Annotated in this window: 22 protein-coding genes and 1 tRNA gene; 13 read left to right on the top strand and 10 right to left on the bottom strand. The window is 53.4% G+C overall.

Translation table 11 applies throughout. From position 1 onward, the window contains the following. The first annotated feature begins 78 nt into the window (after nucleotides 1-78). Nucleotides 79-831 carry a serine O-acetyltransferase gene (cysE, locus tag VJ651_RS11020; protein WP_324107500.1) on the top strand — a complete coding sequence of 251 codons (753 nt, stop codon included), beginning with the start codon at nucleotides 79-81 and terminating at the stop codon, nucleotides 829-831. A gap of 27 nt (nucleotides 832-858) precedes the next feature. Beyond that, a complete protein-coding gene (locus tag VJ651_RS11015) occupies nucleotides 859-1,533 on the top strand; it encodes a YceH family protein (RefSeq protein ID WP_324107529.1) in 675 nt (224 codons plus the stop codon). On the opposite strand, the gene VJ651_RS11010 is transcribed toward VJ651_RS11015, so the two are convergent. Genes VJ651_RS11010 through VJ651_RS11000 form a run of 3 tightly spaced genes read right to left on the bottom strand, consistent with a single transcriptional unit; the run spans nucleotide 1,530 to nucleotide 3,467 of the window. After that, nucleotides 1,530-2,351: a UDP-2,3-diacylglucosamine diphosphatase gene (locus VJ651_RS11010; RefSeq protein WP_324107499.1), complete on the bottom strand. Its 822-nt coding sequence runs from the start codon at nucleotides 2,349-2,351 to the stop codon at nucleotides 1,530-1,532. The two genes, VJ651_RS11015 and VJ651_RS11010, sit on opposite strands and share 4 nt — an antisense overlap. Nucleotides 2,352-2,375: 24 nt before the next feature. After that, on the bottom strand, nucleotides 2,376-2,864 hold the full coding sequence (locus tag VJ651_RS11005) for a peptidylprolyl isomerase (RefSeq protein WP_136418247.1): 489 nt from the start codon (nucleotides 2,862-2,864) through the stop codon (nucleotides 2,376-2,378). 24 nt (nucleotides 2,865-2,888) lie between these two features. Continuing rightward, nucleotides 2,889-3,467, bottom strand: a complete 579-nt coding sequence (locus VJ651_RS11000; RefSeq protein ID WP_324107498.1) for a peptidylprolyl isomerase — start codon at nucleotides 3,465-3,467, stop codon at nucleotides 2,889-2,891. A gap of 261 nt (nucleotides 3,468-3,728) precedes the next feature. Between VJ651_RS11000 and cysS the strand changes: the two genes are divergently transcribed. The 10 genes from cysS (at nucleotide 3,729) to VJ651_RS10950 (ending at nucleotide 15,122) form a co-directional block, all read left to right on the top strand. After that, nucleotides 3,729-5,123: a cysteine--tRNA ligase gene (gene cysS / locus VJ651_RS10995; protein ID WP_324107497.1), complete on the top strand. Its 1,395-nt coding sequence runs from the start codon at nucleotides 3,729-3,731 to the stop codon at nucleotides 5,121-5,123. 5 nt (nucleotides 5,124-5,128) lie between these two features. Beyond that, nucleotides 5,129-5,782 (top strand): DNA-3-methyladenine glycosylase, encoded by a 654-nt coding sequence (locus VJ651_RS10990; RefSeq protein WP_324107496.1) that lies wholly within the window; start codon nucleotides 5,129-5,131, stop codon nucleotides 5,780-5,782. A 24-nt stretch (nucleotides 5,783-5,806) separates the two neighbouring features. Continuing rightward, entirely contained in the window at nucleotides 5,807-6,781 is a 975-nt protein-coding gene (locus tag VJ651_RS10985; RefSeq protein ID WP_136418250.1) for an acetyl-CoA carboxylase carboxyltransferase subunit alpha, read from the top strand. Between the two features lie 3 nt (nucleotides 6,782-6,784). Then, nucleotides 6,785-8,197 carry a tRNA lysidine(34) synthetase TilS gene (gene tilS, locus VJ651_RS10980; RefSeq protein WP_324107495.1) on the top strand — a complete coding sequence of 471 codons (1,413 nt, stop codon included), beginning with the start codon at nucleotides 6,785-6,787 and terminating at the stop codon, nucleotides 8,195-8,197. Between the two features lie 135 nt (nucleotides 8,198-8,332). Next, the gene (locus VJ651_RS10975) at nucleotides 8,333-9,583 is read left to right on the top strand and encodes an aspartate kinase (RefSeq protein ID WP_324107494.1); all 1,251 of its coding nucleotides are present in this window, start codon (nucleotides 8,333-8,335) and stop codon (nucleotides 9,581-9,583) included. Between the two features lie 101 nt (nucleotides 9,584-9,684). After that, nucleotides 9,685-9,778 (top strand) — tRNA-Ser (locus VJ651_RS10970). Between the two features lie 162 nt (nucleotides 9,779-9,940). Next, nucleotides 9,941-11,161 (top strand): tyrosine-type recombinase/integrase, encoded by a 1,221-nt coding sequence (locus tag VJ651_RS10965; protein ID WP_324107493.1) that lies wholly within the window; start codon nucleotides 9,941-9,943, stop codon nucleotides 11,159-11,161. A 30-nt stretch (nucleotides 11,162-11,191) separates the two neighbouring features. Next, nucleotides 11,192-12,253: a transcriptional regulator domain-containing protein gene (locus tag VJ651_RS10960; RefSeq protein WP_324107492.1), complete on the top strand. Its 1,062-nt coding sequence runs from the start codon at nucleotides 11,192-11,194 to the stop codon at nucleotides 12,251-12,253. A 147-nt stretch (nucleotides 12,254-12,400) separates the two neighbouring features. Beyond that, on the top strand, nucleotides 12,401-12,646 hold the full coding sequence (locus tag VJ651_RS10955) for a helix-turn-helix transcriptional regulator (RefSeq protein ID WP_324107491.1): 246 nt from the start codon (nucleotides 12,401-12,403) through the stop codon (nucleotides 12,644-12,646). 250 nt (nucleotides 12,647-12,896) lie between these two features. Beyond that, nucleotides 12,897-15,122 carry a phage/plasmid primase, P4 family gene (locus VJ651_RS10950; RefSeq protein ID WP_324107490.1) on the top strand — a complete coding sequence of 742 codons (2,226 nt, stop codon included), beginning with the start codon at nucleotides 12,897-12,899 and terminating at the stop codon, nucleotides 15,120-15,122. A 232-nt stretch (nucleotides 15,123-15,354) separates the two neighbouring features. Here the strand turns inward: VJ651_RS10950 and VJ651_RS10945 are convergent, their stop codons facing one another. The 4 genes from VJ651_RS10945 to VJ651_RS10930 form a co-directional block, all read right to left on the bottom strand. Continuing rightward, nucleotides 15,355-15,825 carry a hypothetical protein gene (locus tag VJ651_RS10945; protein ID WP_324107489.1) on the bottom strand — a complete coding sequence of 157 codons (471 nt, stop codon included), beginning with the start codon at nucleotides 15,823-15,825 and terminating at the stop codon, nucleotides 15,355-15,357. Nucleotides 15,826-15,848: 23 nt separating this feature from the next. Further along, nucleotides 15,849-17,174 carry a competence protein CoiA family protein gene (locus tag VJ651_RS10940; protein ID WP_324107488.1) on the bottom strand — a complete coding sequence of 442 codons (1,326 nt, stop codon included), beginning with the start codon at nucleotides 17,172-17,174 and terminating at the stop codon, nucleotides 15,849-15,851. Nucleotides 17,175-17,282: 108 nt separating this feature from the next. Beyond that, complete coding sequence (locus VJ651_RS10935; RefSeq protein WP_324107487.1) at nucleotides 17,283-18,284, bottom strand: dienelactone hydrolase family protein; 1,002 nt, start codon at nucleotides 18,282-18,284, stop codon at nucleotides 17,283-17,285. Between the two features lie 115 nt (nucleotides 18,285-18,399). Further along, on the bottom strand, nucleotides 18,400-19,494 hold the full coding sequence (locus tag VJ651_RS10930; protein ID WP_324107486.1) for a dienelactone hydrolase family protein: 1,095 nt from the start codon (nucleotides 19,492-19,494) through the stop codon (nucleotides 18,400-18,402). A 145-nt stretch (nucleotides 19,495-19,639) separates the two neighbouring features. On the opposite strand from VJ651_RS10930, the gene VJ651_RS10925 reads away from it, so the two are divergent. Next, nucleotides 19,640-19,990: a helix-turn-helix transcriptional regulator gene (locus VJ651_RS10925; protein ID WP_324107528.1), complete on the top strand. Its 351-nt coding sequence runs from the start codon at nucleotides 19,640-19,642 to the stop codon at nucleotides 19,988-19,990. Between the two features lie 306 nt (nucleotides 19,991-20,296). On the opposite strand, the gene VJ651_RS10920 is transcribed toward VJ651_RS10925, so the two are convergent. The 3 genes from VJ651_RS10920 to VJ651_RS10910 all read right to left on the bottom strand — a co-directional run bounded on the left by VJ651_RS10920 (nucleotide 20,297) and on the right by VJ651_RS10910 (nucleotide 23,701). Beyond that, nucleotides 20,297-20,956 (bottom strand): hypothetical protein, encoded by a 660-nt coding sequence (locus tag VJ651_RS10920; RefSeq protein WP_324107485.1) that lies wholly within the window; start codon nucleotides 20,954-20,956, stop codon nucleotides 20,297-20,299. Between the two features lie 2 nt (nucleotides 20,957-20,958). Further along, nucleotides 20,959-21,372 carry a hypothetical protein gene (locus VJ651_RS10915; protein WP_324107484.1) on the bottom strand — a complete coding sequence of 138 codons (414 nt, stop codon included), beginning with the start codon at nucleotides 21,370-21,372 and terminating at the stop codon, nucleotides 20,959-20,961. A gap of 151 nt (nucleotides 21,373-21,523) precedes the next feature. Then, nucleotides 21,524-23,701, bottom strand: a complete 2,178-nt coding sequence (locus tag VJ651_RS10910; RefSeq protein WP_324107483.1) for an ATP-binding protein — start codon at nucleotides 23,699-23,701, stop codon at nucleotides 21,524-21,526. Nucleotides 23,702-24,221: the final 520 nt, after the last annotated feature.

Here is a 24,221-nt window from a genome sequence, read left to right as displayed (position 1 = left end):
TTCGGGGAGACTGGTCGTGCAGGCAAGCATGATGCAAGACATTAACATGACGAGTCAAAGCAAACATCCACATTTCCTATGATCAGCCGCATTCGCGAAGATATTGCCAGCATCATTGAACGTGACCCGGCAGCACGCACTGCGTGGGAAGTCCTCACCTGTTATCCCGGTTTGCATGCGATCGCGATGCATCGTTGGGCGCACTGGTGCTGGATACATGGTCTGAAGTGGCTGGGGCGGTTTATTTCGCATATCGCGCGCGGCTTGACTGGAATCGAAATTCATCCGGGGGCGACGATCGGCCGGCGGGTTTTCATTGACCATGGATTCGGCGTTGTCATAGGTGAAACCGCGGAAGTGGGGGACGATTGCACGATATACCAGGGCGTGACTCTGGGTGGCACTTCGCTGAACAAGGGCACGAAACGCCACCCGACCCTGGGGCGGGGCGTGATTATCGGTGCCGGTGCGAAAGTTCTCGGCGGCTTTACGGTTGGCGAAGGTGCGAAGGTCGGCTCGAATGCAGTCGTGGTCAAGGAAGTGCCTCCCGGCGCGACTGCAGTGGGAAATCCTGCACACATCGTGCAGAAGGATGCGGGACGACAGCGTCAAGAAGCGGCGGCGCGCGTGTTTGCCGCGTATGGCGTGACGCCGAATGCGGATGAAGATCCCTTATCCACGGCGCTGCACAAGCTGATCGACCGGGCAGTGCTGCAGGAACAGCAGTTGCAAAAGATTCTGGCTGCGCTCAAGGCTGCCGGGGTCGGTTGCGAAACACTGCCGCAGATCGATCAGTTCGACGCCGAGCAATTGAATAAACTGGTGGAATGAGGTGGTGTAGTGACTGAGTTGAACACGGTGGAGACGGCAGGGCAGCGCGACGATATTCTTGACCCCTTCGAGGTGCGTGTGTTGGCGGTGCTGGCGGAAAAAGAGGCACTTATACCGGATAACTATCCGCTCTCGCTGAACGCCTTGACCAATGGATGCAACCAGCTTTCGAGCCGTGATCCGGTGATGTCGATTTCGGAAGAAACCGTGCAGGACGTGCTGGAGCGGCTGGTTCATAAGAAACTGGTTTCGGAAGTGCGGCAAGCCGGCGCCCGGGTCGCCAAATACGAGCATCGCATGCGCATGAAATGGTCGCTGGAACAGGACAAACTCGCGGTGCTGGCGATATTGATGCTTCGGGGGATCCAGACTCCCGGGGAGATTCGATCGCGAAGCGGGCGTCTGCACGATTTTTCCAGCGTCGCAGACGTTGAGACTTGCCTGCAATTCCTGATCGATAAATTCCCACCCCTTGTCGCACGGCTCGCGCGCGCTCCCGGAACCAAGGAGTCGCGTTACGCGCATTTGCTTTCGGGGGACGAGATTCTTGAGCAGCAGGAAGTGGCCGCGAGTTTTTCCGGCGGTGTTGAAATTCCGCGTCAGGATCGCGTGACGCAACTCGAGGCGGAAGTGGCGCGCCTGCGAAGTGAAGTCGACCGCCTGACCGAGCAGTTTGAAAGTTTCAAGAAGCAGTTTGATTAAGCATCGATGCAATTCTGCTTGAATGCAGAACCGTCGAAATTGATGCGCGTGAACGTGCCATCATCATGTAGTGCAAGCCAGCCGCCACGCGCTGGCTCCTGATCGCAGTCCCAATCCGGCAGCACATGGCGAACGCATTGCCTGCCATTCCATTCAAGGTGATGAACGGCCGGTCGATGCGTGTGCCCGTGAATCATCACTGTCGTTTCGGTCAACGCGAAGAGTGACGCGATGGCCGACGGATTGACGTCCATGATTTCATATGATTTGCCGCGCTGCGCCTCGCGGCTGCCGGTGCGCATGCGGTCGATAATCTCCTTGCGTTGCGTAAGCGGCATGGCGAGGAAATTACGCTGCCACTCCTTGTCGCGCACCTGCGCGCGAAACGCCATGTAATCAAGGTCGTCGGTGCATTGTGCGTCGCCATGTACGAGGACGATCCGATGACCGGCAATGTCGGTGATGAACGGTTCCGAAAGCAGGGTGATGCCCGTCGTTCTGGCGAAGCCTTCTCCGATCAAAAAATCGCGATTACCGCCAAGCCAGAATACTGACTTTCCCGCATCGCTGACTGTTTTTATCGCATCCGCTATACGCTGATTGTACGGGCTGACGATATCGTCATCGCCGGCCCAGTATTCGAACAAGTCACCGAGCAGGTATAACCGTCGCGCTTTCCTTGCGTGCCGATGCAGAAAATCGATGAAGGCCTGCGTCGTGCGAGGCATGGTCGGTTGCAGGTGTACGTCCGAAACAAAAAGCGCAATCGCTTGCGATTGCGCTTTTTCTGCATTGGTATTCACGATGGATTCGGGCATGCGTACGTAGGGCGTGGACGCCGATTAAACGATTTCGGCTTTTTCGACCACGACGTTTTCCACCGGAACGTCGGAGTGCATGCCGGTACGCGTGGTCTTCACCGATTTGATCTTGTCGACGACGTCGGTGCCTTCAACCACTTTGCCGAAAACGCAATAGCCCCAGCCGTCCTGGCCCGGGTAGTCGAGGAAGCTGTTGTTCTTGACGTTGATGAAGAATTGCGCGGAAGCGGAATGCGGCGCCGAGGTGCGTGCCATGGCGACGGTGTACGGCTCGTTCTTCAGTCCGTTTTTCGCTTCATTCTCGATCGGCTCGTTGGTCGGCTTTTGCTTCATGCCGGGCTCAAAGCCGCCGCCCTGGATCATGAAACCGTCGATGACGCGATGGAAGATCGTGCCGTCGTAGTGTCCGGATTTTACGTAGGACAGGAAGTTCTCGACGGTTTTGGGTGCTTTTTCTGCGTCGAGTTCGAGCTTGATCTTGCCGTAGTTGGTGGTGAGGATGACAGCCATGATAGTCCTTAAGGATGGATTGAATTATTTGATAACAGATGCGGATTCAATGATCACCGGCTTCACCGGAACGTCCTGAAACATTCCCTGGTTGCTGGTTTGCACTGTCTTGATCTTGTCGACAACGTCGGTTCCCTTGACGACCTTGCCGAACACGGCGTAGCCCCAGCCGTCCTGGCTCGGATAATCGAGGAAGCTGTTGTTCTTGACGTTGATGAAAAACTGCGCGGAAGCGGAATGCGGTGCCGAAGTACGTGCCATGGCGACGGTGTACGGCTCGTTCTTCAGTCCGTTTTTCGCTTCATTCTCGATCGGGGGATTGGTCGGCTTTTGCTTCATGTCCTTGTCGAAGCCGCCGCCCTGAATCATGAAGTTGTTGATCACGCGATGAAAGATGGTGCCGTTGTAGTGACCGGATTTCACGTATTGCAAGAAATTGTCAACCGACTTGGGTGCTTTTTCCGGGTAAAGCTCCAGCACGATTTCACCCATGTTGGTTTTCAGGGAAACATGCGGTGTATCCGCTGCATGTGCGCCAAAGGCAGCACCGGCCAGGGACAATGCGGCGATCAGGTGCATGAAATGTCGGCGTGAATGTTGCATTGCTGATTCCTTTGCTCTTTACAGGAAAAAGTTGTTTGTGTATCGTGCGTGTCCCCTTGCCGATGCCAGTTGTTGCAGGTCAGGCCGGACGGAAAGGGAAGGCTTCAATGTTATACTGAAGCGTAACCGTGCATTTTATCAAAATAAGCATTACAAAAGGTTTCGGCCTCGCTGTTGCGTTATGTCACATGGCGGTTTCCACGGGATGGGAAACCTTCGACAAGCGTGTCACGAGCTCCCGGCCGAAACGGAAAATCGCCCATGACTGCCATCAAGATTTACAACACGCTCGCACGTGACAAGCAGACCTTTGTCCCCATGCAGGCGGGTAAAGTCCGAATGTACGTATGCGGAATGACGGTGTATGACTACTGTCACCTCGGTCATGCGCGTGTGATGGTGGTGTTCGATATGGTGCAGCGATGGCTGCGCGCGTCGGGACTGGATGTGACCTACGTTCGAAACATCACGGACATCGACGACAAGATCATCAAGCGTGCGGTGGAGAATGGCGAATCGATTTCGCAGTTGACGCAGCGCTTTATCGCTGCGATGGATGAAGACGCCGGCGCGCTCGGTGTGCAAAAACCCGATCACGAACCGCGTGCGACGCAATACGTGCCGCAGATGCTGGGGCTGATCGAGAAGTTGGAGGCCAACGGCCTCGCATACAAGGCCGGCGATGGCGATGTGAATTATTCCGTCCGAGATTTCCCGAATTACGGCAAGCTTTCCGGCAAATCGCTCGATGACTTGCGTGCCGGTGAGCGTGTCGAGCTCAACACCGGGAAGCGCGATCCGCTCGATTTCGTTCTGTGGAAAGCGGCAAAGGAATCCGAGCCTGCCGAAGTCAAATGGGATTCGAAATGGGGCAAGGGCCGTCCGGGATGGCACATCGAATGCTCGGCGATGAGTTGCGAACTGCTCGGCGAACAGTTCGACATTCACGGCGGTGGTGAGGACTTGCAGTTTCCGCATCACGAGAACGAAATCGCGCAATCCGAAGGAGCCAATCGCCATCCCTTCGTCAATTACTGGATGCACAACGGATTCATTCGCGTCGATAACGAGAAGATGTCGAAATCGCTCGGCAACTTCTTCACCATCCGTGATGTTCTGAAAAAATACGATGCCGAAGTTGTTCGCTTTTTCATTTTGCGTGCGCATTATCGCAGTCCGCTGAATTACTCCGATGCGCATCTGGACGACGCCAGGCATGCGCTGACCCGCCTTTATACTGCCCTGAAAGAAGTGGCGCCTGATTCGCTGTCGCTGGACCGGGAAGAGCCGTATGCGATTCGATTCGCCGAGGCGATGAACGACGACTTCAACACCCCGATTGCCATCGCGGTATTGTTCGACTTGGCCAATGAAGTCAACAAGAACAAGTCGCCGGTGCTGGCGCGCCAGTTGAAAGGGCTCGCCGGCATTATCGGATTGTTGCAGCGTTCACCGCAGGAGTTCCTGCAAGCTGGCCCGTCGAGCGCTGACCAAGGGCTCGATGAAGCGGCGATTACCGTACAGATCGAGGCAAGGGCGGCCGCCAAGAAGGCAAAGAATTTCGCCGAGGCCGATCGTATTCGTGCCGATCTCCTTGCAAACGGTATTGTCCTTGAAGACAAACCGGGCGGCATCACCGAGTGGAGAAGGGCATAAACCGAATGGCAACTTCTCGACAGAGTTACGAGGCGAGCGTGGCTGTGCCCGCATATTGGCAGGATGCCAAGGACGAATTGATGAAACGCGACCGCATCATGCGTAAGCTCATTCCTCAATTCGGTGACATGCACCTGGTCGGGCGCGGAGAAGCATTCACGACCCTGGCCCGATCCATTGTGGGGCAGCAGATCTCGGTCAAGGCGGCAGACGCCGTATGGCTGCGCTTCCTTGAGGTGTGCCCGAAATGCACACCGGCACAGGTGATCAAGGCCGGTACTGAAAAACTCGCCGCCTGCGGGTTGTCAAAAAGGAAAGCGGAATACGTCATTGATCTGGCTGATCATTTCAAGGCCAAACGGGTCCACGCGGATAAATGGACGGAGATGGACGACGAAGAAGTCATCTCGGAACTGATCCAGATACGGGGAATCGGACGCTGGACAGCGGAGATGTTTTTGATATTTAATCTGCTCCGGCCCAACATTTTGCCTTTGGACGATCTTGGATTGCTCAAAGGCATCAGCATTAACTATTTTTCCGGTGAGCCGGTATCCCGCAGCGACGCACGCGAAGTTGCCGCCAATTGGGAGCCGTGGCGTACCGTGGCGACGTGGTATCTCTGGCGCAGTCTCGATTCCGCGCCGGTCCTGGATTGATATCCGTCTCAACAAGGAGGCACGATGAGCAAGACAACTTTTCTCGGTTTTGAGCAGCCCATTGCCGAACTAGAGGGAAAAATCGAAGAACTGCGATTTGTGCAGGACGACTCCGCAGTCGATATCTCCGAAGAGATTGACCGCCTTTCCAAGAAGAGCCAGCAACTCACGAAGGATATCTACGCCAAGCTGACCCCTTGGCAGGTGTCGCAAATTGCACGTCATCCGCAACGTCCATACACAATGGATTACGTGAACGAGATCTTCACGGATTTCCATGAATTGCACGGCGACCGCAGCTATGCGGACGACTTGTCGATTATCGGCGGTCTGGCACGCTTTAACGGCCAGCCTTGCATGGTGATTGGGCACCAGAAGGGACGCGATACGAAAGAGCGCGCCATGCGCAATTTCGGCATGCCCAAACCGGAAGGCTATCGCAAGGCGATGCGCCTGATGAAGGTGGCCGAGAAGTTTGGCCTGCCGATTTTTACCTTTGTCGATACGCCTGGCGCGTTCCCTGGCATTGATGCCGAAGAGCGCGGACAGTCGGAAGCGATCGGCCATAACCTGTATGTGATGGCCGAGCTGAAAGTACCGCTGATTGCCACCATCATCGGCGAAGGCGGTTCGGGCGGCGCGCTTGCCATCGCGGTCGGCGACGTGGTGCTGATGCTGCAATATGCGACTTACTCCGTGATCTCGCCTGAAGGCTGCGCATCCATTCTCTGGAAGACTTCCGAGCGCGCCTCGGACGCAGCGGATGCCCTGGGCCTGACGGCGCATCGCTTGAAGGCGATGAACCTCATCGACAAGATCATCAACGAACCGCTTGGCGGTGCGCATCGCGATCCGAAGCAGATGGCATCGATGCTCAAGCGCGCGCTGGCCGACTCGCTGCGCCAGGTCCAGGGACTCAAGACCAAGGAGTTGCTTGCTGCGCGGCTTGAAAAGCTGATGAGCTATGGCAAGTTCAAGGAAATCACCCCTTCGGAATAACTTGTGCCAATTCCGCAGTCAGCGTCCGTGAAGGACGCTTTCGAACGCGCGCTGGGAGCGATCCGGGCGCGCGTTTCTGTTTCTACGGGTGTCGGCAACACCACACTGCAAAGGCTCGCAGTCGCCTATAGCGGCGGCCTCGACTCCGCGGCATTGCTGCATCTTGCGCACGCGTATGCGAATGAGCATGGCGTCGCACTGTTTGCATTTCACATCCATCACGGGCTGAGTTCGAATGCGGATGCATGGCTCCTGCATTGTGAAGCCGAGTGCGCTCGACTCGGGATTCATTTCGGCGCACGCCGGGTTAATTTGGCTGATCGTGAGCGCGACGGCATCGAACAAGCCGCAAGGATCAGTCGCTATGCAGCCTTGGGGGAATTGTGCCGGCTCCATGAGATCCCTTTGCTCCTGACGGCTCACCATCAGGATGATCAGGCTGAGACAGTCTTGCTGCAGTTGTTGCGAGGAGCTGGCGTCGCAGGATTGTCAGGCATGGATTTGCTCAGCACTGCGCCGGGCTTGCTCGGAGACGAGCGCTTGATGATCGGACGTCCCTTGCTTGAGCTGTCGCGCGCACGGCTGGAGGAGTTCGCGGCGCGGCAAAGCATCGGACATGTCGAAGACGAATCGAACGCCGATCTTCGTTATGCACGCAATGTATTGCGGCATGAGGTGATGCCGTCGCTCGGCAAATATTTCCCGGGTTTTCAGCAACGCCTCGCCCGCGCTGCGCAGCATGCCCAGTCGGCGCAACGCATGCTCAACGAACTGGCCGCACACGATCTCGCGGATTGCGCGGAGGCGGAATGCATCGATATTGCATGTTTGCGGCAGTTGAGTTCGGATCGAATCGACAATGTATTACGCCACTGGTTTGTGTTGAACGACGTGCGCATGCCTTCGACCGCATGGCTCGGCGAGATGCGGGCGCAACTGCTCGACGCCCGCGCGGATGCGCAGGTGCTGGTCACGCATGCCGATTGCGAAATCCGTCGTCACCGCGGCAAGATCTATTTGGTTCCAAGGATGCCGGACACCGCTGCGCTTTTGGCTCCGGTCGCGTTCCGCTGGAACGGCGAAGCCGGGATCCCGTTCACTGAATATGGCGGCATACTGCATTTCGACCTAACGGAGGAGGGAATCGGTGCTGATTGGCTGCGAGGCCAGGCGTTGCACCTGCGTTGGCGCAGCGGGGGCGAGAAACTGAAGCCGGCCGCCGATCGTCCGACGAAAAGCCTGAAGCATCACTTTCAGGCGCTGGATATTCCCCCTTGGGAGCGTTCGCGGCTACCCGTCGTGACGACAGATGCGGGCGTATTGCTTTTTGCGGCGGGCGTCGGAATGAACTGGCGAAACGTACCGATGGTGGCCGGGACCGGGGTCCGTTTGCGCTGGGAAAGAAAACTCCCCTGAACCGGTATCGAAAATTCAACTGTTCATGACCTTGTTACAGCGTCTTGCACTTGCCTTCCTGCGTTGCAGCATGTAAAGTAAAAGGTTGATTTTTCTCACAATTCTTCAATTCCTCAGCGCAGCTTTTCAACCCTTATGGCTTTAATCGTCCACAAATACGGCGGCACTTCCATGGGCTCGACCGAGCGCATCAAGAACGTCGCCAAGCGCGTCGCCAAATGGCACGACGCTGGTCATCAAATCGTGGTGGTGCCGTCCGCAATGTCGGGCGAAACCAACCGCCTGATCGCCTTGGCAAAAGAGATCATGCCGCAACCCGACCCGCGCGAACTCGACATGCTGGCGTCCACCGGTGAGCAGGTATCGGTCGCGCTGCTGTCCATGGCTCTGCAAAGCATCGGCAAGCAGGCCGTCTCCTACGCAGGCTGGCAGGTGCCGATCAAGACCGATTCCGCATTCACCAAGGCGCGCATTCAATCGATCGACGACGCGCGGGTGCGCAAGGATCTGGACGCTGGAAAGGTGGTGATCATTACTGGCTTCCAGGGGATCGATGACGGGGGCAATATCACGACGCTGGGGCGCGGCGGCTCCGACACGTCTGCGGTTGCGGTGGCAGCGGCGCTGAAGGCGCAGGAATGCCTGATCTATACCGACGTCGACGGCGTGTACACGACCGACCCGCGCGTGGTTTCCGAGGCTCGTCGCCTGAAGACGGTCACCTTCGAGGAAATGCTCGAGCTTGCATCGCTCGGCTCGAAAGTGCTGCAGATCCGCTCGGTGGAATTCGCCGGCAATTACAAGGTCCCGACGCGCGTGCTGTCGTCGCTGACCGATCCGCTTATGTCGCTGGAAGAAGAAGCCGCTTCCGGCACCCTGATTTCGTTTGAGGAAGATACACACATGGAACAAGCCGTCATTTCCGGTATCGCGTTCAATCGCGATGAAGCGAAGATTACCGTGCTGGGTGTGCCCGACAGGCCAGGCATCGCGTATCAGATTCTTGGCCCGGTCGCCGATGCCAACATCGAAGTCGACATGATCATCCAGAATCAGTCGGTCGAAGGCAAAACCGATTTCACGTTTACCGTGCCGCGCGGCGAATACGCCAAGGCGATGGATGTGCTGAACAAGAGCGTCAAGGAACACATCGGTGCGGGAAGCATCGTCGGCGATACCAAGGTGTCGAAGGTTTCGGTCGTCGGTGTCGGCATGCGCAGCCACGTCGGCATCGCATCCCAGATGTTCCGTACCTTGTCGGAAGAGGGCATCAACATCCAGATGATTTCCACCTCCGAAATCAAGATTTCCGTTCTGATCGACGAGAAATACATGGAGCTGGCGGTACGTGCATTGCACAAGGCATTTGACCTGGAAAAAGCTTGATCATTGTCGGTTCAGCTGCATCGGCTCATTGACCAAGTTCGCTTGAACAGCTATCATGCGTGACTTTACTGAGACGGGAGTTGTAATACCGTCTTGAGAGTGGAGACGTGGCCGAGTGGTCGAAGGCACTTCCCTGCTAAGGAAGCATATGGGCTTAAACCTGTATCGAGGGTTCGAATCCCTCCGTCTCCGCCAGATTTTGTTTTAAGAAGTACAAAGAAGTGCAAAAAGCCGCGTAAATCCAAGAGGTTACGCGGCTTTTTTGTTCAAGGATGGTTTTTCCCGTTTATTTACATCCCAAATCTTTGTTGGTAGATTGGTTGGTACTTTTTGTGCAATCCAATTGTGATACCAACAATGCCGCTCACTGACACCGCTTGTAAGAACACCAAACCTGATGCCAAGCCGCGAAAACTCAGCGACGGCGGTGGAATGTTTCTATTGATACATCCGAACGGCTCGAAATACTGGCGATTGGCATACCGTTTTGCTGGCAAGCAGAAACTCTTAGCCCTCGGTGTATATCCAGAAATTACATTGGCAGATGCTCGTGCCAGGCGTGATCAAGCACGAAAGCTTTTGGCAGCAGGCATTGATCCCTCGGAAGCTAAGCGGAAAGAGAAGCGAATTGACGCCCTCAACCGAGAGAATACTTTTGAAGCGGTTGCCCGAGAATGGCACGACAATAAAAAGCTCAGCCTCACGCCGTCATATGCTGAAAATGTCCTTCACCGACTAGAAGCCGATATTTTCCCCTTACTTGGCACCCGACCGATTTCTGAGATCGAAGCTCCGGATTTGCTCGACGCATTGCGTCAGGTAGAAAAACGAGGAGCATTGGAGATCGCGAAAAGACTCGGCCAAACATGCGGACAAGTTTTTCGCTACGCAATTGCGACTGGGCGTGCTAAACGAAATCCGGTTCCTGATTTAAAGGATGCCCTTAAACCTTCTGTACAAGGCCACTATGCGGCTCTAGAGGCAAAAGATTTGCCGGAGTTCTTGCGCGTACTAGACCAGAATCATGCTCGCCTGTACACGCTTACTCGTCTAGCCATTCGCTTGATGATGTTGACCTTCGTCCGGACACAAGAATTGATCGGTGCGCGATGGTCTGAATTTAACCTAGAGGAATCGCTGTGGATTATCCCTGCAGCTCGAATGAAAATGCGGAAGGAGCACATCGTTCCGCTATCCAGTCAGGCTATGACGGTTTTACGGGAATTAGAAAAGGTAAGCGGTGGGCGCGAGCTAGTGTTTCCAAATCAAGCTCATCCCGATAAGCCGATGAGTAACAACACAATTCTTTTTGCACTTGGCCGGCTCGGGTACAAGGGCAAAATGACCGGGCATGGCTTTAGAGCGTTGGCAATGTCGACCATCAAAGAAAAACTCGGCTATCGACACGAAGTCATAGATCGGCAGCTCGCACACGGTCATAAGAGCAAGGTGGACAAGGCATATGATCGTGCAACATTTCTAGACGAGCGCAAGAAAATGATGCAGGAGTGGGCGGATTATTTGGACGCAATCTCTACTGGAAAAATAATTCTTGGTTCGTTCGGTAAAGCTGCATAGGGCACTATCGTTCAGGGGAATGAGGGTGAGATGGCATACGAAAAAAAATTCGGCCGAGCTGGTAGTAATGACTTAACGCCCAAAGAATGGGCTTGGGAATTTTTACGTCGGAATCCGGTGTACAAAGATGCATTTAGCAAATTACACGGCCTTTCCGCAACTAAGAGAAAAGCAATTGAGGCAGTCCGGAAAGAAGGCTTTGCAGCTGCAAATCGAGTTAAGGACTTTCCCTTTGATTGGTTCGAGTTTGACGGGGTCACAGGACCCACTCATCGTGACAAATCTATGGAGGAATGGTTGCTTCGTGTCGAACGCTATATGGCTTTGAATGAAAATCCACAAGAGCCGTTCTTGTCGTTGGGAAAACAATTTTATCCCTCTACATTCGCGTTGGCAGATTGGATTGATCCATCGCTGACGCCATTGCCGAAAGACAAAGCGAACATATTCGGTGTCATTGCGCTTGAATCAGTAGCATGGCTCAATGAAAAGGCAATAGTAGCTGATGATGCCGAGCTCAAGGATTATGAGCGCGGCGTGCATTGGCTATGGCGACGTTCCGAAAGACACCGATCAAAGAGCATTTCAGAGACCGCGCAGGGAGTTCGGGGCATGCATGGAGCGATGTTTGAACTCTTGCCGCAGCAGGCTGGTTTGAGTCTTTCCGCTTCTACAGACGTAGTGTTTCGCATCAGTTTGGATTTTCCGATACGACCGCAATTGGATGAAGTAACACGAATTATTACGGCTTATCAAGCTAAGCTTGAAAATGAAGGTTTGTGCTACTCGTTTCCAAAGAGAGTGGACAAGGCAGGTATCTACTCTGAATATATCCAAATATTGGACCTTTTGGCGGACGGCAAAGAGCCAGTCGAAATCGCAAAATGCTTAAGAGCTGTGAAAAAGACGCGCTCCACTCGATTGATCAATCAGCGAGCGACTATTCAGGAAACAGCTCTAGATTTGAATGGTGAGGAAATAACTCCTTCTACCTCTTCCACGCAGGAAATTCGTAAGAAAATTCAAAGAGCTCTTGAGTTACGTGATGTGGGCTTTCTCGGGCTTGCATTTATGGTTCCAGAAAAAAGTTAAAAAATGACTAAATCTGGTTATCCATTGTCGATTTGTGACGTATAAAACGCAGAAATTTCGACACAAGGAGCGGCGTTCTCCACGCCGATAATTTTCCTCAGCTAGTGCGCACTGGCAATTTTCCAGTAACCATTTTTGAGGAAAAAAATGACCAGCACCAAAACAACATTCTCGCCCCAAGACTCAGGAAAAGTAATCTCGGATGGTATTCCTGTCCTACCTGAAACTGGCTTCATTCGTCTTCCGACCGTCCTAAAAATTTATCCGATAAGCAAGTCTGCTTGGTGGCAGGGGATTCGCGCAGGGCATTTTCCTCAGGGCGTCAAACTCGGGCCTCGAACCACTGCTTGGCGCGTTGAGGATATTCGTCGTCTTGTCAGCTCCACGCGCTGAAATTTACAAAATCTGCTTACGAGCCACTTTCTTTGGCTGCTAGCAACACTGTAAATACGCTGTGTGATCGGAACGATCAATACATTTTTTGTCAGCGCGTTTCCCCGAAGAGTGGAAGAGGTGGAACCGGAAAAGCAATGCGAGCTCAACCGAAGCATTGTTATCTTTTTCTTAATAGAAATGAAAAGAAAACGGTTCCACCTCTTCCACCCATGGGGAAAAGCGTCGAACCAAATCAAGAGAAAACATCATGCCTCTGAAACCCCTATCCGCTGATATGCGGAAGTTCAAAACCTTCTTTCATCCTGGCCGTACCGCATGCTTTCAACTGTTCAGTAAAGACAAACAACGTGCGAAAGACTCTGAACATTTCTTCAGCAAATGGACAACTGAAGTTAGAGACCGCTTAATTCATGTCAATCATCAAAAGATGGAAATCGGCATGACCATCAACTGCATTGACGGCAAAGGACGCCGTGCCGAGAACGTCACCGACATTGTTGCTGTATTCGTTGACTGCGACGGTGGTAAACCCACTAAGAAACAGTTATTGGCACTACAAATTCCGCCCCACGTTATTGTTGAAACATCGCCGGGCAATCATCATGCGTACTGGTTGGTGGATGGTTGTCACGTCGAGCAATTCAAGCCGTTACAACAAGCATTGGCTAAACAGCTCGGCACCGACTCCAATGTCTGCGATGCCAACCGTGCGATGCGTATGCCCGGCACGATCAATTGGAAGCATGACAAACCATTTCTGGCTAGGCTCGTACGACTACAAGAGGATGCCAAGCCAATCCCCGTTGACCGTTTCATCAAAAAGATGGAATTGCAACTTGTCACCCGCGAAATCAATAAATCGGCAGCCGATTCTGTCACGGTCACATCATCTGCAACTCAGTTCACTCCGGCACTACGTAGCAAAGTCACAGTAGCGTTGGAGGGCTTGGCTGCGGACGACCGTTGGTGTTGGCTGCGTGTCGGTATGGCTCTCCATAGCGTCGATAGCGGTGAAGCGGGTTATGACATATGGACGGCATGGTCGCGCAACTCAGCAAAATTTGATGAGAAAGATCAGCGCAGAAACTGGGAGTCATTCAAATCCAGTGGCGGTATCAATATCCATACTTTGTTCTGGATCGCCAACCATGTGAAGGCGGGCGGAACTATGGCGTTCGATGAAATGTCCTTGGCACGGATGTTTGAAGAAACAACGGCGCAACGACTGCGTTACGACCGGGAAAGGAAAAAATGGTACTACTTTAACGGCGTCGTCTGGATCGAGGACGCACAAGCCCCAATGCGACTGGTGCTTGGCTTGATCGAAGAACTGAACCTGGGTGAAAAGGGTGGCGCCACGGATTCACTTAAACGTTTTCGCAGCGCCGCTGGCTTTCGAGGCATTGTACATAACGCAGAACTCCGCGAGGGACTGCATATAAGTCCTCAAGAGTTCGACAAGCACTCGAATTTGTTAGCGGTCAAAAATGGTGTAATTGACCTCGTAACGGGTACATTTCGTGTGGCGAAAGCCGACGATTATTTGCGCAGACAGGCCAATGTGGAGTTTGACGCACAAGCGTTATGTCCGCACTGGATTCGTTTCATGCGGTCTGTCACATGCGAGGACAGGACGCTATACGCATTCATTCGCCGCGCATTGGGTTACACGCTCATCGGCCAGGCCAACCTGCAACTCTTCTTCATGGCGATCGGTTCGGGCGGAAATGGCAAAGGAGTACTGATGCGTACGGTGCAAAAAGTGCTGGGCGACTACGCTCAAAGCGTTGCACCCAATCTCTTGACCAGTGCTTACAGCGGCAACGTGAACGGTCCTACGCCTGCGCTGGCGCGGCTATGCGGTGCCCGTATGGTGGTCTGTACTGAACTCCCAAGTGGTCGACGACTCGACGATGCGTTTGTCAAACAATATGCAGGCGGCGACGAGATTACGGCTCGCCCGACCTACGGCGATGTTTTTTCGTTCAAGCCTGAAGGTAAGCTCTGGCTATCCACGAACGAAATGCCGGAAATCCCGGCTACCGACGAGGCCATGTGGCGCCGGCTAAAACCGATTCCATTCAAAGCCAAGTTTAGAGGCAATGCAGTCGATGACAAGCTAGAGGAGAAATTCAAGAGCGAGTATTCTGGAATTTTGAATTGGCTGCTTAAAGGCGCAAAGGACTTCACAGCTGAAGGGCTTGGTAGTTGCGACGCTGTGGAGGAGTTGGAGGCGCAAATGAGAAAGGCATCCGATTCTGTGCATGCTTGGATGGTGGAGTGTTGCGTCAAACAAAGCGGTGAAGCAGTTCAGGCGGGCTTGGCGTATGACAGCTATACGAACTTTACACGAAGATCGCGCCGCAAGCCGTTGAGCCCATCCATATTTCGCTTTAGCCTAGAGGACAAGGGCTTCCATCACAAGAAGAAGAAAGTGGGCAATTTCTACTTGGGATTTCGCTTGCAAGCGTAAACAACACTATTGGTCGTGTATTGCTTCCATCACCTCCACTCGGGAAAATGTGGTGGAGGAGGTGGAGGCAATTTTCGCCGGTTAGACCTTGCTATCATGTATTACGTGCCGCTCGAGGGCATGCCCTTGAACAGTCCGCAAGCTGGAAAGTAGACGCGCAACGTCAGACATATGCTCTAGGCGCAAGGAGACAACGCTCGCTTGAGTCTGTCAGCTCGACGGAGGCTTAACTTCACTGCCATTCCTGCTCGCTCACGAGTTTTCCGTCGCGGCTGTATCCAACTACGATGTGAACCGCATAGGCGTAGCCCAGCTGCTCTTTGAACGCCTTGAGTTTCTCAATGTCGTACTCGTGACTGACCATCGAAGACGCCTTCTTGACTTCAACAACGAGAAGATTCTTCTCTTGCGTTCCTCGGATATGAACGATGACATCTGGGAAGACGGTTACAGCGTCGAGTGCATCGTCGGCCACAGGCACCTCTCTTTCGGCCAATTGAAGCTTCTTGACGTTGAAGCCATCGCGGTTGTACTCGCAGTCGACGTGATAGCCGGGGAAGTGCTTGGACAAATGCACCGCCAACTGATGAGTAATGCTGCGTTCACTGCAATCAACGTGCAGCAGATGATCGTCGACCTTAATCAACTCGCCGAGTGCGGCGTTTACAGCGGCGCGGACAGATTCATCTTTGGGATGAGACATGAAGGGCCCCACTTTTAATACAGCTAAATATTCCGACGCACGACACTCATGAATTGCGCCACAACACTGGCATTGTTCCGCTCCCGATGTTCTCTCATCGAATCGGTGTCATTCAATGGAAGACCTTTGAAGGGAGAATCGGGTGTCAAGAAAACAAAATTGTCGCCCTGCGGAGCATTGCAGCTCGGGCATACGTTCATCCAGTACCGGCCGCCGTACATTTTTGAGTATCGGTGCTGCACACTTGTCGGAATGGGGGCTGGCGGTCTGCTTTCCGCGAACGGGACACCCCGCCACCAGTACCAGATAATATCCTTGTGGCAGCTCCAGCATGGTGCGACGGCGGCAATGTAATCCGGATGGGTTGCCGGAAGCTTCCAGTGCATCGCAACTTCCTCTAACTTTGCCCGCTTTGCTTTGCACTTTGGGCAAGTAGTCCGTTTCAAGCGTGCTTGTGCCGGTCGCCAGTGGAACGGGTCTTCCAGCACGTCGTCAGCCTTGAGCTCGATCCATGGCAGTCCGAGTGCGCTGGCTTTATCGTCCTCCACTGAATGAGACTTAAGAATCTCAATCGCCAGCACTGCGGCCCCCGCCTTAATGGCGACCACATCGCAAATGTACTTTCCTACCGGCTCTTCTACTTTAGAGGCGGAAAAAGCGTCCGAAGGCAAAAGCTTCTCAAACGAGGTGTGACATTCGTCACAGGCGCACCGCAAGTGGATGCTCGGCCCAGTACTCGGATGTTCTCGGATCACTTTGGCAATGAGCAATTTTGCCGTGATGTGGGCAAGCGTCTCCCCATCGCATGCTGTATTTGCCTTGTGTGCGAAATGGCGAGCTTTGATTGGTCCCGCGTGTAGTACGAGCTCTGTTTCGCAGCTTGGACAGGTATAGGCGATGTTTGGTATAGCATCCCGAGCGTGGACGATATTGGCGTCTGGGTCAACGCCATATGGCACTAGGAGATCATTGCTGGCGGCCTTAGCTGGTATCGGAGACGTTGTAATGGGGGATGCCGGTGAAGCAGTCCGCAGGTCCTTGCCGCGAGCACGGAGGTACTCCGCTGCCAGATCCTCGCGTGTCTTTTCTTGCCCCGGTGGACGGCGGATACCGTAGTACGGTAGCCCTGCAGCATGTCGCACCGAAGCTAACGCGATGGCGGCCTTTGCTGGCGATATTCCTTCGCGCGCATGCCGGTCGTGGATTATGTTGTTGATGTCGCCGTCGGTCAGTCCGAGCGATCGCAGTTGTTCTTGCTGAAAACGCATCTCCTCGCCCAGCTCGTCGCCGCTGGAAACCGCCAGCTGCAGCAGCGCCTGAAACTTCCTGATTTCCCTCGCCTTGTCCATAATGTAGCTGGTTCACCTTGGATCAAGGCGGCCTTCATAGATCAATACCGTTGAGAGGTCGAAACTTAAACGTGACATAGATACTCCAGACGTTCTCGATTTAGGGCGTCAATGCTTCAATAAGGTACTCGACAAAATCCTGTCAATGATCGCTTTCGCATCTGCCGTTGCTTTCAGGTTCGGTCCTAATGTCGTACCATAGGACGTACATTCCTTTGCAATCGTAGCAATCTCTCGGTCTGGCCTCAACTCTACGGAGTCTGCGGGACTAGTTACGGTATGAGATTCTACGTTCCAAATATACGAGCACTTATTGAACGCAGCAGCGCGCCCCAAATAATAGTCTTTGGTAACGCTTAGATTATCAAATCCGTGGCGTGCTCCCTTGAATACGTTTAGCGTTGATGGCACTCCTGCTGCTTGTAGTTTTTTAAGCTGCACTTCGCATACTGAAACCGGCTGCCCGTAGTCGTCGGAGTCTCCGATGAATTGATGAATCGGCGCTCCTGTCCATTGGTCTGCAATCCAACTGCATCCACCATAAAACGGGAGATGTAACGTAAATCGAGCATCGCCAGCGACCGCAGATCGCCATTTCTCGAATGCGGTTCCAACCGAAGCCGATCCACCGCGAGAAAAACCGATGATCCCGATACGTTTAGCGTCGATCAACGGATGGGTGGTCAGAAGTCTTAAAGCCACCAACTGGTCTGCAACCGATCCGATGTACGTGAGTTGGCTTTGATCGGCCACGGTATCGACAATGCCTCGCTCTTTATAAGAATCGACGATCAATGAAGCGATTCCTTTGGCACGAAAATAGTCCGCCCAAGCATAGTCTCGCGGTGTAATTCCGCCCGACCCATGCGCGATAACCATCGCCGGAAATGGGCCTGTACCCTCTGGAAGAATCAAGTCGCCGCTAATGGTATCGGTCATTTGAAACTTGCCTGAAGCTAGTTGGACCCCAGTGGTCTTTCGGTCAACGGACTTGAAGAGGAATTTTCCGTTACGGCCATCTGCGAGGTTGGTAACCATCGGGGTATCTGCAAACGCCAGGCTTGCTGTGAACAATAACGCCGAGTAGAGGATATGGATGACGGTTTTCATAGAAACGATATTGAGTTTGATTTCGTGTCGATGCAACGGTAGCCGCACTTTCGTGAGTTCGTGTTTAGCCGTTGAGGAAATTGACTGACATGTACGGTCTACATTTCTCTTCAATTCAACTCTTTAGAAGCAGCGTGTTTGCCAAAATCTTGTCAATGATTGCTTTCGCGTCCGACGTAGCTTTGTAATTCGGTCCAAGAGTCGGGCCGTGTGAAATGCAGTCTTTTATAACGTTGCCGATTTCATTGCCCGGTTTTGGTATCGTCGAGTCCGCAGGGCTGGTTACGGTAAGCGACTCAACGTTCCAGATGTATGAGCACTTGTAGAACGCAACGGCACGTCCCAGGTAATAATCTTTAGTGACGGTGAAATTGTCGAATCCGTGGCGGGCACCCTTAAACACGTACAGTGATGTAGGCACGCCTGCAGCTTGCATTTTCTTGAACTGCGCTTCGCATACCGACACGGGCTGGTTGAGATCGTCGGAATCGCCGATAAATTGATAAAGTGGCGCCCCTGTCCACGTATCAGCCATCCAACCGCAGCCCCCGTAGAATGACAAGTGGATTGCGAACCGCGCGTCACCAGCGAGGCGCGCTCTCCACTTCTCAAACGCTGTTCCAAGCGCGGCGGAAGCTCCGCGCGAGAAGCCGATAATGCCGATCCGCTTGGCATCAATTTTTGGATGCGTAGCCAGAACTTTGAGCGCAACGAGTTGGTCGGCGGTGGACGCAACATATGTCAATTGACCTTGGTCTGTAAGTGTGTCGCCGATACCGCGTTCAAGATAGGAATCGACAATCAACGACGCGATTCCTTTGGCGCGAAAGTACTCGGCCCAGTCGTAGTCCCTTTTGTTGATGCCGCCGGAGCCATGAGCGATAACCATTGCCGGAAATGGTCCCACTCCATCCGGAAGAATCAGATCGCCGACGGCAACATCGGTGAATTGGTATTTTCCAGATGTGAGGACAAGCGGGCCGGTCTTGCGATCAACGGACTTAAATGCAAACTTTCCTACTCGTCCGTCTGCAAGGTTTTCTACAAGCTGTGAACCGGCGAAAGTCACTTTCATCCCAAATAGCAAGACAGCAATCAATGAGAGGCGAACAACGTTTAGTAGTCGTTTCAAACTTGATTGCCGATTCTGCATGTGAGATGTAGCTGTCAGCGCGAGCGCAAGCACGTCTGCGGCGGTCGCTTTTTGCATGGTTAATTCCTTATTGGTATAGAAAGTTGCCAGTGGAGAAACGATATAAGTGAACGCATTATTGTTGAGTAAACACAACAAGTAAACGACTTGTATATACCGTCGATCATCAGTCATCGCATAGGCATGATGTGCGCCTATGGATATGCCTCCCGATGACGTTGCTAAAGAAGACACACAAAAAATTCCGGACAAACGCAATCCGGTATGCACCGCATTGGGCGCGAGTTTGAAAGAACGCAGAATTGCCGCCAACAAATCGCAAGAGGTTCTGGCATTCGAGGCGGGCGTTGACCGCACCTATATCAGCGGCATTGAACGTGGCGTCGCCAATCCATCGGTGCTCGCGTTGGCAAATATATGCTTTTGCCTAAACATCACCCTGGCGGACTTGTTCGCGCCTATAACGCTGGCACTCTCACCCGACGAGGGGGCCAAGCGGCGTGCCAACCGCGCGCAACCACAGTTGAAGCAACACAAATCGCGGCTGCGCTGAACGATAACGGCGGTATACCGAACCACCAGAATCCGCAATTTGCTTGACAAATAAACAACTTAGTCAGCACATTGTTTTTATTGCAACAAATTGATGGATTCTGGCAGCGTTTTAAAGCAGTTATGCGTTCGCCGGTCACATTTAATGCTCCAGTGCTGCATCCGCAGCGGAAAAGCGGCCAAAACGCTTAAAAGACGGCTTGCCGACGATGTATCCGGTGCGGTGGATCGTGACTTCGAGCCGGTGGAGCGTCCGACGCATGGTTTTGAGTGTTTGAAGCACAAATCTGCACGTCTGGTCGATCTTTCATCGCGCTTCTCCAATAGCCACGACTGCGGTGAGCCGAACTTGAAGTGTGGAGATGCCAACGCATTCGTACGGAATATGCGACTTGCCGGAACTGGATGGTGATGGCGCAAAACGCAACCGTCCGTTGTATCCCGCCATTTGCGGCTCGCTCGCGCCCGGATCAAGTACCAGGAACGTCTGCGGCGTAAATGCGCGTCCCTCTTGCACACCCTCCGTGCCGACGACGAGCACCCAGTGATGGTCGTGACCGCTGCGACTGAGCCAACTTACGATGGCCAATCGTCCCGCGTTCAGCAGCATTTGCGTGTATCCGATGCACTTGCGATGGCTGCCGCTGTAGTGCGCGGTATAGAGGTCGGCATCGAGAGATTTGATCATCGCCACCAGCTCGGCGGCGGAAATGCCGTCGAAGTAGTGCTTGCGCGCCGCATTCCAGAGTCGAGCGGCCACGCCCTTACGCCGTTCCGATAACACGGTTACATCTGAGATTCGGCCCAGCAGTGCCAATGCCATCGCTGCACAGTAGGTTCCGCATGCGCCATCCCAGTTGCTTTGTCGGACATGCAGCGGCACGTCTTGATTGCCACGTGCAACCATCGCAGACACGCCGATTTTCAGTGTTGGGAATAGTCGTTGTTGTAAAAAGCGGGTCGCCATTCTCAATACTCCTCCGGCAATAGCAAGGTCGTCACGCTTCGGTCGCGCTCGGTGATGATCCAAATTCGCTCCAGTTGCTTTCCGAGTTCATACGCGGATAGGACTCGCTCGCCATTCATTACCGCGTGGTTGTTTTCCGAAGCATCGCTGGTACAAACCACTCCCCAGTCGCCGCGCTGATGTCGTGCCAGTAACTCACTTGCGTTGGTCCCGGTACGATCCAGCAGGTCGAGCGCGCCAGGTGTCGCCACTACTTGGCCGAGCGAAAAGAGCGGTGGTTGGATTAGTTTGTGCATCAACACCAATACAGCGGCTGCCATCGCATCGGTGCTGGCGGATTCGAGGATATCGGTCTTAGTGTTGGTGGATGAATTTTGAGATTCCATTGAATCGTGTTTATTTTTCTGGTTGCTCATGGTGGTTCCTGTGTGGTTAAAGGGCGAGCGCAGTCCTCCGAGTCATCGGATACTGAGATGCCAAGGTTGGCGTTCGCTATGGGGTTACGTGCTGGATGTGAAACGACTGGGTACGTCTGAACAGCGGTGACGCGATGCTGCGGAAGATGAATTACGCGGAGAGTGCAGCGCGAGCATGCTGGCTCGCTTTCAATAAATCAAGCAGACGACGCGGGTCAAGTGCCTCATGCGCACTTGAAGTGGGCATTCGCGGTTCCGGTAATGCAACGGACAAGCCCATCTCTTGGTGCCGATACCGTGTCAATGCGTCCACATAATCTCCGGGAACGACATGCAACATTTCAAGCGATGCATGTACCAGCGGTTGGTTGTTTAACGCTTCCGATGTACAGAGCTGTGCAAATACGATGCCATTTTGATTCTTGCTGAGGCAGCCGAGATGGATGCACGCATGGAAGCGCCGCATAAGATCGTCGTCCACCATTCGCGTGTCACGAGCGGTTGCGATACACATGCCGTCGTATTGGCTCAAACAACTCAACAGCGTTCGTTTGATGCTTTGCTCGATGTGCGGACCCTCAAACGATGACTGCTGTAACACCAGTCGGTACGCATCCACGTCTTCCAGTAGCAGGACGGACTCGGTTTGCTGCGCGTAGAGGAACAGGGCTCGTAGATGCCGTTCAGTTGCGCCGAGCTGCCAACTCAAAAGGTCCACGATAGAACGCGACACAATCGGCATATCGAAGTGCGCGGCTAGCTTGTCGGCGAACGTGCTTTTTCCTGCGCCGCTTGGCCCCGCCAGCAGCATTGCATAATCCGGTGGTGTTCGGCATTCCAATAAACGAGCTAACCAGATGCGGTTTTCTTCCGAAATGCCGACGTGCTTCCAGTCGAACGGAAACCGATAGGTGGCAAGTTCCTCCGCGGAGCCATCGACATACGGTGTGAATAGGCGAGGGCTGGCGTTAAAGAGCTCAGCGTTTTCGCGCAACCATATTCCAGCAACTTGATCCGGCGAGCCTTCCATCGGCGTGCCATCGGCATCCTGCCGCACGTGCCAGAGCACGCGATCCAACGTATCGACATGGTAGGGCAGCAGATGTGGCAGCGCCGCCAAGTCATTTTGCAGCGTCTCGGAGAGTGCATGCCGCTGCAGTTTTTCAGTAACCAGCCGTAGCCGGCTCGCAGTCGGGAGTGCGCTGAGCTTCAACACGACATCGAATCGACGGCGATAGGCCGGGTCCGCTTGATCAACGCGATTCGCGATCCAGATCGTTGGCACGGGATTCGATTCAAGCAGGTGATTCATCCATGCCTTGCTATAGTCAATCGAACTATCGTCTTGATGCAGAAACGATTCATGCACGAGAACATCTTCCGCTTCATCGAACATCACTACTGCATTGCCGTGTTTTGCCAACATCTGCTGTGTCACTTGGTATGACGCTAGGCGCTCATTGCCTGTGGCCGTTCGACCGTCCTGTTTTTCATGCGAGACAGAAAACAAGGACAGTCCAATTGATTGGACGAGAGCCTTTGCCAACTCAGTCTTGCCGGCCCCTGTCGTACCGTAAAGCAGGATGTTGATTCCTTCGGCGTTCGTTCTGACCGTTGACGAGATTGTTCGGGTCAAGATTTCCCATTCCACTGTGAGGTGGTTGAAATCCGATTTCGTGAACGTTGTTTTGGGCTCCTTCTTGGCGAAATTTTGAAACATCGCATCCGCGCATGGGTGAGGAAGGCACAGCGTCTCCGTCAGTATTTCGGTCGGTTTAATCACATCATAAAGATTAAATATCGGCGCCTCTTGCTTCTCAAGAAGAAAGCCCAGCCGCTTTAACTTGCCATTTCTGCTCAACATCGGGCGAGAACGACTTTCCGGAATATCGAGGAGATGTGCAAGCTTGCGATAACTGCCGGTCACGCTCTCGGTCGCGATTTGGCGTAGCGCATCACCAACAACGGGACACTCAAACATGCAGACGCTAAGGGTGACAAGAGATTGTTCGTCCGAGTTGAGGTCCAACCGTTCGGACAGCCATTTGATGTTTTGCCAAATATGGCCGGAAGCCGGCGGGTCTGGAATTTCAAGCTGAGTCAAATATTTCGCGACCCATCGACGCCGACCTGCAATGTCTTCCTTTGGTATTTCTCGCGGCAGGGAAGGGTGGGCAAAGTGCTCTGTCAACCAAGCTGGCACTGCATGCCAGTAATCGTCGGCCGGGCCGCAGAAGTAGTCCAAATGGAGGCCAATACGGCGGAGCCAATGCGCTGAATGCAGAGCGGAAAATGTGTCGATGGATGAATCAGGGCGGAATACGGGCATGGTGATACTCCTTTTGAAAAATGGAAACATGAGCTCGCTGTCGGGAAACATCCGCTCAGTGCAGGCATGCAAGCGCAACGCAGGCGGACGAAGACGCCGGGCGATAGCGGATCAGGCCAGGGAAAATAAGTGAAACAGAGAGGGGAAAACTACGGGGGTGGTGCTGCAGACTGTTAGCTTCTTGATTGCATCAAAAAGCCGGTTTAACGGTGAAAGAAGTCGAGCTTCTAAACGTATGCAACTGCAACTATTGCAAAAAGCAGTGAAAATGCTCAAATTTTGCCGATATTGTTGCAATTATAGCACGAATTGGACGGGCAACAAAATCGGCACTTTTTTCAACGGCAGTGACCAAAAACAGCGTTCTCGTTCATGGCTGAAACATATGGCGGCAAAATTCGAGAGCGCACTCCCATATTCATGGTAGTGCGGCGTTGAACTGGACAGTTCAGTCCGGAAAATTTGATGCTTTTCTACAAGATTTTTGGTGTCGCACGGTATGATGTACGGTTCCACGTAC

Source organism: Noviherbaspirillum sp. (assembly GCF_035254865.1).
Lineage (GTDB): Bacteria > Pseudomonadota > Gammaproteobacteria > Burkholderiales > Burkholderiaceae_D > Noviherbaspirillum.
The sequence above is the reverse complement of the archived record's forward strand: the minus strand, read 5'-3'. Positions and strand labels throughout refer to the sequence as shown.